The 12,640-nt window shown below is 64.7% G+C and carries 14 protein-coding genes; 11 read left to right on the top strand and 3 right to left on the bottom strand.

Annotated elements, in window-relative coordinates; translation table 11 throughout:
* Nucleotides 1–2: 2 nt before the first annotated feature.
* On the bottom strand, nucleotides 3–1,001 hold the full coding sequence (rfbB, locus tag QWJ37_RS05730; RefSeq protein WP_290244644.1) for a dTDP-glucose 4,6-dehydratase: 999 nt from the start codon (nucleotides 999–1,001) through the stop codon (nucleotides 3–5).
* 56 nt (nucleotides 1,002–1,057) lie between these two features.
* Between rfbB and rfbA the strand changes: the two genes are divergently transcribed.
* Nucleotides 1,058–1,924 (top strand): glucose-1-phosphate thymidylyltransferase RfbA, encoded by an 867-nt coding sequence (rfbA, locus tag QWJ37_RS05735; RefSeq protein WP_290244646.1) that lies wholly within the window; start codon nucleotides 1,058–1,060, stop codon nucleotides 1,922–1,924.
* Nucleotides 1,925–2,006: 82 nt separating this feature from the next.
* Here the strand turns inward: rfbA and QWJ37_RS05740 are convergent, their stop codons facing one another.
* Entirely contained in the window at nucleotides 2,007–4,337 is a 2,331-nt protein-coding gene (locus QWJ37_RS05740; protein ID WP_290244647.1) for a GH25 family lysozyme, read from the bottom strand.
* Nucleotides 4,338–4,614: 277 nt separating this feature from the next.
* Here QWJ37_RS05740 and QWJ37_RS05745 point away from each other — a divergent pair, with 277 nt between their 5' ends.
* From QWJ37_RS05745 to QWJ37_RS05780, 8 genes are all read left to right on the top strand, one after another.
* A complete protein-coding gene (locus QWJ37_RS05745; RefSeq protein ID WP_290244649.1) occupies nucleotides 4,615–5,709 on the top strand; it encodes an acyltransferase in 1,095 nt (364 codons plus the stop codon).
* 168 nt (nucleotides 5,710–5,877) lie between these two features.
* Nucleotides 5,878–7,104, top strand: coding sequence for an ATPase, T2SS/T4P/T4SS family (locus QWJ37_RS05750; RefSeq protein ID WP_290244651.1), 1,227 nt, complete (start codon nucleotides 5,878–5,880; stop codon nucleotides 7,102–7,104).
* Complete coding sequence (locus QWJ37_RS05755) at nucleotides 7,101–7,958, top strand: type II secretion system F family protein (RefSeq protein ID WP_290244653.1); 858 nt, start codon at nucleotides 7,101–7,103, stop codon at nucleotides 7,956–7,958. The genes QWJ37_RS05750 and QWJ37_RS05755 overlap by 4 nt, the downstream gene beginning before the upstream one ends.
* Nucleotides 7,955–8,896 carry a type II secretion system F family protein gene (locus QWJ37_RS05760; protein WP_290244654.1) on the top strand — a complete coding sequence of 314 codons (942 nt, stop codon included), beginning with the start codon at nucleotides 7,955–7,957 and terminating at the stop codon, nucleotides 8,894–8,896. The genes QWJ37_RS05755 and QWJ37_RS05760 overlap by 4 nt, the downstream gene beginning before the upstream one ends.
* A gap of 61 nt (nucleotides 8,897–8,957) precedes the next feature.
* Nucleotides 8,958–9,248: a hypothetical protein gene (locus QWJ37_RS05765; RefSeq protein ID WP_244802770.1), complete on the top strand. Its 291-nt coding sequence runs from the start codon at nucleotides 8,958–8,960 to the stop codon at nucleotides 9,246–9,248.
* A gap of 35 nt (nucleotides 9,249–9,283) precedes the next feature.
* Complete coding sequence (locus QWJ37_RS05770) at nucleotides 9,284–9,679, top strand: TadE family protein (RefSeq protein WP_227929453.1); 396 nt, start codon at nucleotides 9,284–9,286, stop codon at nucleotides 9,677–9,679.
* On the top strand, nucleotides 9,663–10,118 hold the full coding sequence (locus QWJ37_RS05775; RefSeq protein WP_227929454.1) for a hypothetical protein: 456 nt from the start codon (nucleotides 9,663–9,665) through the stop codon (nucleotides 10,116–10,118). The genes QWJ37_RS05770 and QWJ37_RS05775 overlap by 17 nt, the downstream gene beginning before the upstream one ends.
* Nucleotides 10,115–10,591, top strand: a complete 477-nt coding sequence (locus tag QWJ37_RS05780) for a pilus assembly protein TadG-related protein (RefSeq protein ID WP_290244655.1) — start codon at nucleotides 10,115–10,117, stop codon at nucleotides 10,589–10,591. The genes QWJ37_RS05775 and QWJ37_RS05780 overlap by 4 nt, the downstream gene beginning before the upstream one ends.
* A gap of 13 nt (nucleotides 10,592–10,604) precedes the next feature.
* On the opposite strand, the gene QWJ37_RS05785 is transcribed toward QWJ37_RS05780, so the two are convergent.
* Entirely contained in the window at nucleotides 10,605–10,904 is a 300-nt protein-coding gene (locus tag QWJ37_RS05785; protein WP_290244656.1) for a hypothetical protein, read from the bottom strand.
* 490 nt (nucleotides 10,905–11,394) lie between these two features.
* On the opposite strand from QWJ37_RS05785, the gene QWJ37_RS05790 reads away from it, so the two are divergent.
* Together QWJ37_RS05790 and QWJ37_RS05795 are read left to right on the top strand one after the other, a co-directional pair.
* Nucleotides 11,395–12,459: a glycosyltransferase family 2 protein gene (locus tag QWJ37_RS05790; RefSeq protein ID WP_290244657.1), complete on the top strand. Its 1,065-nt coding sequence runs from the start codon at nucleotides 11,395–11,397 to the stop codon at nucleotides 12,457–12,459.
* The gene (locus QWJ37_RS05795) at nucleotides 12,456–12,605 is read left to right on the top strand and encodes a hypothetical protein (RefSeq protein WP_290244658.1); all 150 of its coding nucleotides are present in this window, start codon (nucleotides 12,456–12,458) and stop codon (nucleotides 12,603–12,605) included. The genes QWJ37_RS05790 and QWJ37_RS05795 overlap by 4 nt, the downstream gene beginning before the upstream one ends.
* Nucleotides 12,606–12,640 lie beyond the last annotated feature (35 nt).

Here is a 12,640-nt window from a genome sequence, read left to right on the forward strand (position 1 = left end):
CCTTACTGTCCCTGTTCCTTGTACTTGGCTTCGGTCTGTTCCTTCTGCGGCCGCCACCACGCCTCATTGGCGCGGTACCAGGCGATGGTGTCCTCGATGCCCTGGTCGAAATTGGAGAACTGGGGTTCCCAGCCAAGTTCGGTGCGCAGGCGGGTGGAATCGATGGCGTAGCGCATGTCGTGGCCCGGCCGGTCAATGACCTGGTCGTAGGCATCCGAGGGCTGGCCCATATGCTTGAGGATGAGTTCGACAACTTCCTTGTTGTTCTTCTCACCGTCCGCGCCGATCAGATACGTCTGGCCGATTTCGCCCTTTTCGATGATCCGCAGGACCGCAGAGGAGTGGTCATTCGCGTGGATCCAGTCCCGCACGTTTTCACCGGCGCCGTAGAGCTTGGGACGCACTCCGTCGATCACGTTGGTGATCTGGCGGGGGATGAACTTTTCCACGTGCTGGTACGGGCCGTAGTTGTTCGAGCAGTTGCTGATGGTTGCCCGGAGCCCGAAGGAACGCACCCAGGCCCGCACCAGGAGGTCTGAGCCGGCCTTGGTGGAGGAATACGGGCTGGAGGGGTTGTACGGGGTGGACTCCGTGAACCGCTGCGGATCATCCAGTTCGAGGTCGCCGTAGACCTCGTCCGTGGAGATGTGGTGGTAGCGGGTGCCGTGCCTGCGGGCAGCTTCGATCAGCGTGTACGTGCCGATGATGTTCGTATCCAGGAACGGCCGCGGATCATGCAGCGAGTTGTCGTTGTGGGATTCGGCTGCGTAATGCACCACGACGTCGGTGTCCGCCACCAGCGTGTCGACCAGTTCGGCGTCGCAGATGTCTCCGCGGACAAAGGTGAAGCGGTCCTCCGGGAGGCCCTTCAAGGACTCGAGGTTGCCCGCATACGTGAGCTTGTCCAGCACCGTGACCTCGTAGTCTGTGTTTTCAAGGACGTAGTGCACGAAATTGGAGCCAATAAAGCCGGCGCCGCCGGTGACCAGGAGTTTGCGCATGTAGAACAACATTACCGGATTTGCCGTCGCACCAATGAGCCGGGATGATGAGGTGCATGCGAGGAATCATATTGGCAGGCGGCACCGGCTCCAGACTGCACCCGATCACGCTCGGGGTCAGCAAGCAACTTGTGCCGGTCTACGACAAGCCGATGATCTACTACCCCCTGTCCACTCTGATCCTTGCCGGCATCACGGACATCCTGATCATCACCACCCCCCACGATGCAGACCAGTTCGAGCGCCTGCTCGGTGACGGAAGCCGCTTCGGCGTCAGCATCACGTACAAGCAGCAGCCCTCCCCGGACGGACTGGCCCAGGCATTTGTCCTGGGTGCCGAGCACATCGGCAACGGACCGGTGGCGCTGGTGCTGGGTGACAACATCTTCTACGGCCAGGGCATGGGCACGCAGCTGCGGCGTTTCGCGGATATCGACGGCGGTGCCGTGTTCGGTTACTGGGTAGCCGATCCCTCCGCCTACGGCGTGGTGGAATTCGATGAGTCAGGGCGCGCCATTTCCCTGGAGGAAAAGCCGGCCAACCCCAAGAGCCACTACGCGGTCCCCGGACTCTACTTCTACGACAACGACGTTGTGGAGATTGCACGCAACCTGGAGCCGTCCCCCCGGGGCGAGCTGGAAATCACCGATGTGAACCGGATCTACCTCGAGAAGGGGAAGCTGCAGGTGGAGATCCTGCCGCGCGGCACTGCGTGGCTGGACACCGGCACGTTCGATTCGCTGAACGAGGCCTCCGAGTTCATCCGCACCGTGCAGAAGCGCCAGGGGCTGTCCATCGGCTGCCCCGAGGAAATTTCCTGGCGGCTGGGCAACATCACCGATGACGAGCTGAGGCAGCGCGCCGAACCTTTGGTCAAGAGCGGCTACGGCCAGTACCTGCTGGACCTGCTTAACCAGAAGTAGCAGCACAGAACAGCAAAAGAGCCGGCCGGAGGAAACCCGGCCGGCTCTTTTGCAGTTCCGGCGTGTGTCGGAGACCTTTGGTCTATTTGCGGAACACGACGGCTCCGGAGGCCTTGGTCCACTCGATGCGGCCGCCTTCGTAAGGCTGAGTGCACTTGCCGGCAGCCGTGCAGGTCTCGTCAGCGGTGGGGTAGCCCAGATAACCGGTTTCAAAGCCGGTCGACTGCCACTTCTTCCGGATCTCCCCTGCCGTGGGATGGGCGCCGGCGGTCTTTGACCAGGTGATGGCTCCGCCTTGGTAGTTCTGGTAGCAGCCGCCGTCCTTGATGCCGCAAACCTGCCCTCCGATGGGGTAGCCCAGTCCGCCGTTTTCGAAGCCGTGCTTCTGGTACGCGGTCCGGATGGGCCCGGTGGGGCTGGCCTGTGCTCCGGTGGCAGGGGACCAGAGGATCGCTCCGCCTTGGTAGTTCTGGTAGCAGCCGCCGTTCCTGATGCCGCAGACCTGCCCTCCAGTGGGGTAACCCAGCGCTCCGGTTTCGAAACCGTGCTTCTGGTACTCGTTCCGGATCGGCCCGACAGGGCTTACATGGGCGCCTGTGGAGGGGGACCAGAGGATGGACCCGCCCTGGAAATCCTGGAAGCAGCCGTTGTCCTTGATGCCGCACACATTGGGGCTGCGCGGGTATCCGAGGGGGCCGTTTTCGAATCCGCTGGCGCGGTAGGCCTCCCGGATATCGCCTGCTGCACTGATCTGGGCTCCTGTGGAGGGGGACCAGAGGATGGATCCGCCCTGGAAATCCTGGAAGCAGCCGTTGTCCTTGATGCCGCAGGCCTTCGGGCCCGTCGGGTATCCCAGGGGGCCGTTTTCGAATCCGCTGGTGCGGTAGGCCTCCCGGATATCACCGCCGGTACTCACCTGGGCTCCTGACGCGGCGGACCAGAGGACGGCCCCGCCCTGGAAATCCTGGAAGCAGCCGTTGTCCTTGATGCCGCACACCTGGCCGCTGGTGGGGTAGCCCAGCGCGCCGTTTTCGAAGCCGGCGGCCTGATAGGCGCTGCGGATGGGGGCGTTGGGGCTGACCTGGGCTCCGGTCTGCGGGGACCAGAGGATGGATCCGCCCTGGAAGTCCTGGTAACAGCCGCCGCCGCGCAAGCCGCAGACCACGCCCGATTTCGCAGCCCCGAGCCCCGGGTTCGCTGCGGCCTTGGCCATGATCGCCGGGGCACCGGGAAGATTCGCGCCACGGGCAAAGGCATCCAGTGCCCCGGTGTTGCCGTTGAAGACGTTCGAGTCGCCGGCGAAGGGGCCGGTGCTGGAGTACTGCCAGACGGTGTAGGCCGGCCAGCCGTTGGGCAGTGCGCCCGCACCCTTCTGGCTGTAGGAGGCTATGTGCAGGGGATGGTTCGAGAAGGCATTGGTGTTCCCGGTGCAGGTACGCCACCAGTCAGTGGTCGAGTAGATCATTGGCACGCGTCCGGTACGGGCCTTGATGGTGTTCGAGAAATCCCTGATCCAAGTGATCATCTGCGACGCGCTCAAGTTGTAGCAGGTATTGCCAAGCTGCGGATAGGGGTTGTACTCGATATCCAGCAGCGGAGGCAGGGTGCGGCCGTCCGCTGACCAGCCGCCTCCGTTGTTGACGAAGTAGTTGGCTTCGGCGGCACCGGAGCCCACGGTGGGGATGGCGAAGTGGTAGGCGCCACGAACCATGCCTGTGTTGGCTGAGCCGTTGTACTGCTGCGTGTAGTACGGGTTCTTATAGTAGGTGCCCTCGGTTGCCTTGACGTAGGCGAACCGGGATCCCTGCCGCCAGGCGCCGGGCCAGTCCACGTTCTGCTGGTGGCTGCTGACATCCATGCCCTGGATACCTGGCGGCATCCAGCTGACCGCGGTATCCGCCGCAAACGCGGGGATAGCCTGGAACGCACTTACACCGGCGGTCACGGTCGTGTTGATTGAGGTAGCGGCTGGCGGCTTGCCGGCAGTAGTGTCCGGAACCTGCAGGGGCGCCTCCATGGAGACTTCGGCCTCGAGTTTCTCCTCTTGCTCCTGTGCTGACGGTACCTGCGGATCTCCGGTGGTGAGCAACCGCTCCATGCCCTGCCCCATATGGGCGCCTAGAAGGCCAGCCTCTTCTTCTACGATGTCAGCTGCGTCGGCGGCTGCGGGAGCCTCGGGTTCCGCCGGCACAGGTGTCTGCGGCAGTTCCTTTGGGGATTCGATTGCGGCCGCGGTCGGGACGGGTTCCGCCGTCGGGAAGGTGTCCGCCTCCGGCAGGGCGGAGGCCACCGGGGCAGGAGCAGGGACATCAGGTGCCTGCAGGGATCCGGCCACTGCGGGGGACATGCTGCAGACCAGGGCACCGGTTAGGGCCACGCTTCCCAGCCAGCGGGCGAGTGATTTTTTGTTCACGGTTACTCCAGATGTTTGCCCGGGTGCGGGCATGGGGGATCTATGAAGACTATCGGCCGCCTTGGATGAACCGGTAGAAACATATTTCACATCAGTAACACTCATTGGCTCAGGCAACACCTTCGGTCGGCGTTTGTTGCGGCTTGCCCCACCTGCGACAGGTGGAAACCAACCTGCACTATGCTTGCGGGGGTCACCGTCTCCGCGTGCAGGCCTCCGGTTACAGCATTGGTTTACGCGGCATACCAAGTCTCGACAATCGAAAGCTTGATTATTAATGTCCGCTAACTCTGAACAGTCCGCATGGGGGCCGGCATCCGCACGCACCACGCTGGGGGAACTGTTCGATCCCCGGAACAATGCCCTCAACGCCCTGCGCCTGCTGCTGGCATCCCTTGTCGTGGTGTCCCATTCCTGGGTCATATGCGGACTGGGGGAGGAGCCCGCGCTGGGCGGGCGGACGCTGGGTGCCTGGTCGGTGCTCGGATTCTTCGGGATCTCCGGATATCTCATCACCCGCAGCCGGATGAATGGACAGCCGGCCGCACGCTTTTTCCGTGCCCGGTTCCTGCGCATCTATCCGGGCTTCCTGGTGGCCCTGCTGCTGGTCGCCTTTGCCTTCGCGCCGCTGTCCGTGGTTGCCGGTTCACCGGGCAGCTTCACCCTGACCGACTCCCTGTCCTATGTGGCCAGGAACCTGTTCCTTTACCCGCCGATCGTTTCCCAGACCACCATCGGAACCACCCTGGCAGAAGGCGAAATTTGGAACGGCGCCCTGTGGAGCCTGTTCTGGGAGGCATGCTGCTACGTGGGCGTAGGGATCATCGGCATGGCGGCGCTGCGGCCACGCAGCAATGCCCTGCTGCTGGCCGTGTTCGCCGGCTCGACGGCGGCGGCGCTGGCCAGCCATCTGGGGGTCATCCCGCCGAGCGAACTGACCCTGGCCCCGCCGCTGCTGGCCGCGTTCGCGGGCGGCGCCTTGCTGTACCTGCACGCCGAGCGGATCCGGGTTCTGCCGGCCGTCGTCGTCTCCGTTGCGGTGCTCGTGGCCTCGGTCCTAACGGGCACGGCCACGGTCCTGGCGCCGCTGCCGTTTGCCATCCTCATCTTTGTCCTGGGCTCGGTGCTGCCGCTGCGGCGGATCGGAGCCAAGCGGGACCTCTCCTATGGCATCTACATTTACGGTGTCCCGGTGCAGAACCTCCTCGAGATCGCGTGGCCGGACCTCTCGCTGCCTGTCTACCTGTTGCTGACCTTTGCCTGCGTGGTCCCGCTGGCGTTTGCCAGCTACACCCTGGTGGAAGCACCGGCCATGAAGCTGAAGGGCCGCAGGACAGCAATAGCCGCAACAGTGCCTGTCTCCGTGGCCTGAGCGGCTTTCGCGCCCCGACGGATGCTCGGGCCACTACTTATCCACAACGGCTGACCACCACTCTCGCTTCTCCGCCATCCGGCCCCTACTCTGTCGCCCGTGGCCCGCAAACCGGGGCCGCCAGTCTCATGCCGGGTGCTGCCGCCCGGGTGAATACGGGGGATACGGATGGATGCGCTACGGATCGTGGAGGACGAGGTACGCGAACTCATCCGCGTGCGCGGCCTGGATCCGCAGGAACAGGTGGGGGAGGTCCGCCGCCTGGTGGACGCGGCAGTCTCGGATTACGACGAACGCTCGCTGCTCGGATCGCTGCCGCCGCTGGGCCGGCCCGAATCGGTGCGCCGGCAGGTGTTCGACGCCGTCGCCGGATTCGGCGTTCTGCAGCCACTGCTGGATGATCCGACGGTCGAGGAAGTCTGGATCAACTCTCCCTCAGAGGTCTATCTGGCGCGGGACGGCCGCTCGGAACTGACCTCGCTGACACTGACACCGGAACAGGTACGGGTCCTGGTGGAGCGGATGCTGAAATCCTCCGGTCGCCGGCTGGACCTGTCCTCGCCGTTTGTGGACGCTGCACTGCCGGACGGGTCCCGGCTGCACGTGGCCATACCTGATGTCACAAGGCGCCATTGGGCGGTCAACATCCGGAAGTTCGTGGCCCGCGCACGCCGCCTGGAGCACCTGGTGGAACTGGGCACGCTGTCCGCCCCCGCCGCCCGGTTCCTGGACGCGGCTGTGGGTGCCGGCCTGAATATCCTTGTGTCGGGTGCCACACAGGCGGGCAAGACCACCATGCTCAACTGCCTTGGCGCCGCCATTGGTGCCCGCGAACGGGTGGTGACCGTTGAGGAGATCTTCGAACTGCAGCTGCCGCTGCGTGATGTTGTGGGTCTGCAGTGCCGGCAGGCGAACCTGGAGGGGCAGGGCGAGATTCCGCTGCGACGCCTGGTCAAGGAAGCGCTGCGCATGCGGCCGGACCGCCTGATTGTGGGGGAGGTCCGTGAAGCGGAAAGCCTGGACATGCTGATCGCCCTGAACGCCGGCCTGCCCGGGATGTGTACCGTACACGCCAACAGTGCCAGGGATGCAGTGACCAAGCTGTGCACTCTTCCGCTGCTGGCGGGAAGCAATATTTCGAGTGCATTCGTGGTCCCGACGGTGGCCTCCTGCATTGACCTGGTGGTCCATTGCGAAAGGACCCCATCCGGGCAACGGGAAGTGACCGAAATCCTGGCCCTGGGGCGCCGGGTCGAAAACGGCCTCATCGAGTCATCTTCCGTTTTTGCCCGGTCCGACGGTCAGCTGGCCGTCACCGCGTCCTCCATGCCTGCTGCGGAGAAGTTCGCGCGGGCAGGAGTCAACGTCGCTGCACTCTTGGGGAGCGGACAGTGAGCGCCGCGGCCGGACTCTGTCTGGGGCTTGGTCTGCTGCTGCTGTGGCAGTCATGCTGGGTGTCTCCGGCCCGCCCGGGGCCCGGACGCCGCCGCACCGGGTTCCTGGAAGACCTGCTGCGGCAGGCGGGAATTGACCGGGTCGGTGTCGGCGGACTGCTGGTGACCTGTGCCGTCACCGGCATCTCCGTGCTCCTCCTGGTCTACGGCCTGACGCTGTCGGTGCCCATCGCCGCCTGCTTCGGTATCTTCGGTGCTGCCCTTCCCTATGCCCTGGTGCGGATGCAGGCCACCCGGCGGAGGGCGTCGCTTGCCGAGCTCTGGCCCGACGTCGTTGACCACCTGCGTTCGGCGATCCGGGCCGGACTCCCGCTCCCCGATGCGCTGATCCAGTTGGCGGACAACGGGCCGGAAGAACTGCGGGGGTACTTCTCCTCGTTCGCGTCGGACTACCGGTCCGGCGGCGACTTCGAGGATTCGCTGACCCGGCTGAAGAACAGGCTCTCGGATCCCGTCGCGGACCGGATTATCGAAGCCCTGCGGATTACCCGGCAGGTGGGCGGAACAGACCTGGGCCGCCTGCTGGGCACGCTGGCCGGTTTCCTGCGGGAGAACGCCCGTACCCGAAGCGAGCTGCTGGCACGGCAATCCTGGACCGTCAACGCGGCGCGGCTCTCAGCCGCTGCACCCTGGGTGGTGCTGCTGCTTCTGGCAGCCCGGCCGGAAACCGCGGCAGCGTACAACACCGCCGCGGGCGCCGGTGTCCTGGCGGCAGGCATCGGGATATCAGTGCTCTGCTACCGGCTGATGCTTCGGATCGGTGCCCTTCCGGAAGACGTGAGGGTCCTCCGGTGACCGGCCTGACGTCGATGGCGATGCTGGCAGGTGCCATGGTGGGCATCAGCCTGCTCCTGGTGCTGCACCGGTTGCCGCCGTTGCGCAGCACCACATTCGCAGAGCGCGTGGCGCCCCAACTACGCTCGGTCAGCCCGGCGTCGAGGCTGCTGGACCCTTCAACGGCGGACCTCACGCCCTTCGGCCCGCTGGAACGCATCCTGCGTCCGGTACTGCGAGACGCCGGACGCCGGCTGGCCCGGCTGTCTCCCGGGAACAGATCGCTCGCCGTCCGGCTGCAGCAGGCCGGCGGGACGAAAACCGTCCTGGATTTCCGGGTGGAGCAGGTGCTCTGTGCCGGTGGCGGGCTCCTGATGGGAGGGACGGCGACGGCGTTCCTGGCCGGCAGCGGACGCATCGGCGTGCCGGCTGTAGTCCTGGGGATTCTTGCCTGCGCCGCAGCGGGCTTCCTCCTGCGGGATTATCTGTTGACCCAGCAAATAGAGCGCCGCAATGCCCGCATCCTGGCCGAGTTTCCCAGTCTTGCCGAAATGATGGCGCTCGCGGTCGGAGCGGGGGAGAACGCCGTGGGGTCACTGGAACGTGTCTCGGCAGCGGCGCAGGGAGAACTGGCCGGGGAGTTTCGCAGGGTACTGGCACAGACACGGGCGGGGACACCGCTGACTGCCGCGTTGGAGGAGTTGTCCGACCGGATCCGGCTGGCGCCGCTGACGCGTTTTGTGGACGGGGTCAGCGTGGCTGTGGAACGCGGGACACCTCTGGCAGACGTGATGCGGGCCCAGGCCCAGGATGTCCGGGACGCGGCCAAACGCGAGCTGATGGAAACGGCAGGAAAAAAGGAAATCGCCATGATGGTGCCGGTGGTTTTCGGCATCCTTCCCCTGACGGTCCTGTTTGCCGTATTTCCCGGCATGGCGCTGTTGAGGCTGGGGCTGTGACGGGCAGCGGGCATAACGGTGTCCGGACATCCAAGACATGGCTACGACGGAAAGGGAGACCATGAATACCAGGAACGGCAGCAGGCACCGGAGGACCGAAACGGGCGGGGAGCGAGGCTGGAAAACAGCGGACAGCTGGAAAGCAGCCGCCGCCGTTCTGGCAGGCTGGTGCTACCGGCTCGTCCGTCAGGTTCGGGCTTCGGCCCGGCCTTTGGACAGGGAACGCGGCGACGTGCCCGGGTGGGTCATGATCACGCTTATGTCCGCCATCCTGGTGGCCGGGCTGCTGTTCATCGCCGAGCCCGCACTGGAGCAGCTTTTCAGGACGGCCATGGAACAGGTGAAGCCATAGCGCGGGGACGCCGTCCTGCGGACGCCCGGACCAGGGTGCTCCGTTCCGCACGGCTGCCTGCCGGCGCGACGGAGCGCGGGTCGGCAGTGGTGGACTTTGTGCTGGTGGGGGCGCTTGTCAGCCTGGTCTTTATGGCGGTGATCCAGCTGGCACTGGTACTGCACGTGCGCAACACGCTCATTGACGCCGCGGCAACGGGGGCCCGCTACGGGACGCTGGCGGACCGTTCTCCGGAGGACGGTATCCGGCGGACCTCCGAGCTGATCCATGCCAGCCTCGGGGCGGAATACGCCGGGGACATCACCAGCGCCGAGCAGACCGCAGGGGACGCCCGCCTGCTCGAGATCACCGTCCGGGCACCGCTGCCGGTGATCGGCCTGATCGGTCCCGACGGCGGGATCGAGGTGGCGGGGCATGCGGCCTGGCGCTGAGGGCGGACCGGACACCTGCGGCGGGACCCGGCAGGAGCAGGACGAAACCGGAAGCGCCGTCGTCGAATTCATTTTCCTGGGCCTGCTGCTGCTTGTTCCGGTGGTCTATCTGGTTATTACGGTGGGTCAGATCCAGGGTGCCTCTTTCGCTGCCGTGGGAGCAGCGGATGCGGCCGCCAAGGTCTATGCCACGGCCCCTGACGCGGCGACGGCCGAGCGCCGCGCCACGGAGGCTGCACAGCTTGCCCTGGATGACTTCGGATTGCCGGCCGGAACCATGGACATGGTCATCAGCTGCCCTGCCGACTGCCTGGCGCCGGGCACCCTCGTGACCGTCCGGGTGAGCGTTGATGTTCCCCTGCCCGGACTTCCCTGGGCAGGGGACTCACCGGTAGTGGTGGACTCGGAATCCACGCAGGTCGTGGAGCGTTTCGGATGAGGCCGGGCACCGGGAGCGACGGCGGTCCCGCCGGTGGCAGCGAGGGGCACGAAAGCGGCCAGGTAGGCGTGCTGATCATCGGCTACACCCTGTTGGCCCTGCTCACCGTGACCGTTGTGATGGCGGCATCTTCGGTGTACATCGGACAGAAGAAGCTGCTGTCGGCAGCCGACGGAGCAGCTGTGGCAGCCGCGGATACGTTCACCTTGGGCCAGTCCGACGCCGGGGACGGCCCGGCGGCGGCACTGGACGCAGGCGCGGTGCGCGCTGCGGCACGAAACTACCTTCAGGTAACGGGGGCCGAGTCCCGTTTCAATGACCTCGTGGTGGCGGAGGACACCGGTACGGCGGACGGCCGGACGGCCCGAATTGTCCTGGCTGCACGGGTGCACCCGCCGATTGTCAATTTCCTGGTCCCGGAGGGTATTCAAATAACGGCCGTCAGCGAGGCCCGGGCACGGCTGGTTCAGTAAACGCCCGCAGTGGCTATGACGCCTTTTTCTGCGCCATGTCCTGCGCCGGTCCGTGGCCCCAGCCGCCGTGGTCGATGTCCAGGACCTGCCCGTCCTCGCCGTAGCAGATATTGACGGGCTCCCCGTAGTACTCGCAGTTGCTGTCGGGGCACTTGTCGAACATCTTCACGGCATAGTCGTTGGAGAAGTCGCGGTCCCATTCGTCCACTTTGCCCATGGCCCAGGGATCCCCCTGCTCAGCCAGGTCGTTGAGTTCGTCGAGGGTGTAGAGGCGGCCGCGTTCGGGATGGGGGTGCGGATTCCGTTCGGTCAAGACAGGCTCCTTCATCAGGGCGTGTGTTCTTTCTCCGTCATTGGTTAATGTAACCCTCCCCGCCGACACATCCGTGCACTGCCGCGGCGCGTCAGGCGGCCGGTGCCGGACGGAATCTCCATCGCAGCGGCGGGTGAGGCCCGGCTGCTCCAGTGCTGCCCGGCCGCCGGAAGATACCGGGGGACGCCCGCCTTTACTGAGTCTCTGCCCCTGGCGCCGCGGGTGGCATACCCGACTTTGCATCCGACCCCCGCAATACCCTCGTCAAGGCCTTCCCGTGCTCCCTAGCCTTACGCCATAGCCACAAACCGGCCGCCCGATTCTCGCGGGACGGGCGGCATATCCGGTCCATCCCGTGCGTTACCGGGGGCCCGCCAGTGCATGCCGTGGGGATGGCAGCGGGCCGGGGCCAGTATCTGATCCGCGTGCGCGGATTGGACCCCGGCGGGCACGGCGATGATCCCGGCACTCTGCCCAGGAAGGAGGAGAAATGGAGGTCACGGTATTAGTGCCGGCGCACAATGAGGAGCAAACAATAGGGCAAACCATTGAATCCCTGCTTGCGCAGACCCGGCAGCCGGACCAGATAATCATTATCGCCAATGGATGCACTGATCAAACGGTCGAGGTAGCAAAAAAGTACCCGGTAATCGTTATGGATCTGCCCCGCCTGAAGCACCGCAAGTCCGAGGCCATGAACAGGGGATGGAATCTCTATGGCCGTGACTCCGACCTTGTCGTGTCCATGGACGCAGACACTGTACTTGTCCCCAATGCCATCGAAGACTGGGAGAAGGAATCATGGAAGCGTCTCTTCGGAGGATCGACTTCCAAATTCACCATCCGGCAGCCCGGTTTGTGGTGCAGGCTGCAGAAATCCGAATACGCCTACAACATCCAACAGGGGCTGAATCATGGCTGGACCAATGTCCTGGCAGGCGCCGGGTCTGCGTTCTCCGGCAGGGCGCTGAGGGAGATTGCCGCCAGGGACGACAGGGAAGGGCCGTGGTCGTACGAAAGTGCCGTGGAGGACTACGAGCTGACCTACCGGCTCCGGGAAGCGGGGTACAAGACCTACGTATCCACCACCATCAGGGCATACACCGACGGGATGAAGAACCTGAAGTCCCTGTGGGGGCAGCGCATGAAGTGGCAGACGGGTACCCTTCAGGATCTGCTTCGCTTCGGAGTCAACCATCTGACCATCAGGGATTGGGTTAGCCAGATGCTCAATCTGCTCGGACCTGCAATCCGCACACTCTGGGTGATGGTAATTTCGCTGGCGCTGTATCTGGATGCCCTGACATTGGCTTGGTGGGGACTGCTCGTGCCCATCCTGTTTATGGCCATCAACCTCAAGACGGCCCTTCGCGTCCCGTATAAGGACAAGTGGGACATCCTTATCGTCGTGTTGATAATCCCCATTGAGCTCCTGGCCTGCATACGTGGCGGATGGATTCTCGCTTCCTGGGGAGAAATCCTCCGCAAAAAGATCACCCGCAAAGATCGTGACTTGTGGGCGGCGCAGTACAAGGCAGAGGGCGTGGAAGCATGAAAGGGGTAATCCTGGCGTTCAAGGTTGCCGGCATCGCGGCAGCCGTACTGGAGATAGGCTCGATAGTCCTGTTTATCCTGGGCGGGATATTCGTTGCAGTAGGTCTTTTCACACTGCTGAAGAAGAATTCTTCCAACCGGCCCTAGGCAGACCCTAGGCAAAGGCCGTGCCCCGGCAGCGA

Origin of the sequence: Arthrobacter sp. YD2, from assembly GCF_030410475.1 — a bacterium.
GTDB classification, from domain to species: Bacteria; Actinomycetota; Actinomycetes; order Actinomycetales; family Micrococcaceae; genus Arthrobacter_B; species Arthrobacter_B zhangbolii.

Coding starts and splice junctions, on each gene's coding strand:
- QWJ37_RS05775 (WP_227929454.1), top strand. CDS start 9,663: ATGCGGCCTGGCGCTGAGGGCGGACCGGACACCTGCGGCGGGACCCGG.
- QWJ37_RS05750 (WP_290244651.1), top strand. CDS start 5,878: ATGGATGCGCTACGGATCGTGGAGGACGAGGTACGCGAACTCATCCGC.
- rfbB (WP_290244644.1), bottom strand. CDS start 1,001: ATGCGCAAACTCCTGGTCACCGGCGGCGCCGGCTTTATTGGCTCCAAT.
- QWJ37_RS05790 (WP_290244657.1), top strand. CDS start 11,395: ATGGAGGTCACGGTATTAGTGCCGGCGCACAATGAGGAGCAAACAATA.
- rfbA (WP_290244646.1), top strand. CDS start 1,058: ATGCGAGGAATCATATTGGCAGGCGGCACCGGCTCCAGACTGCACCCG.
- QWJ37_RS05765 (WP_244802770.1), top strand. CDS start 8,958: ATGAATACCAGGAACGGCAGCAGGCACCGGAGGACCGAAACGGGCGGG.
- QWJ37_RS05745 (WP_290244649.1), top strand. CDS start 4,615: ATGTCCGCTAACTCTGAACAGTCCGCATGGGGGCCGGCATCCGCACGC.
- QWJ37_RS05795 (WP_290244658.1), top strand. CDS start 12,456: ATGAAAGGGGTAATCCTGGCGTTCAAGGTTGCCGGCATCGCGGCAGCC.
- QWJ37_RS05780 (WP_290244655.1), top strand. CDS start 10,115: ATGAGGCCGGGCACCGGGAGCGACGGCGGTCCCGCCGGTGGCAGCGAG.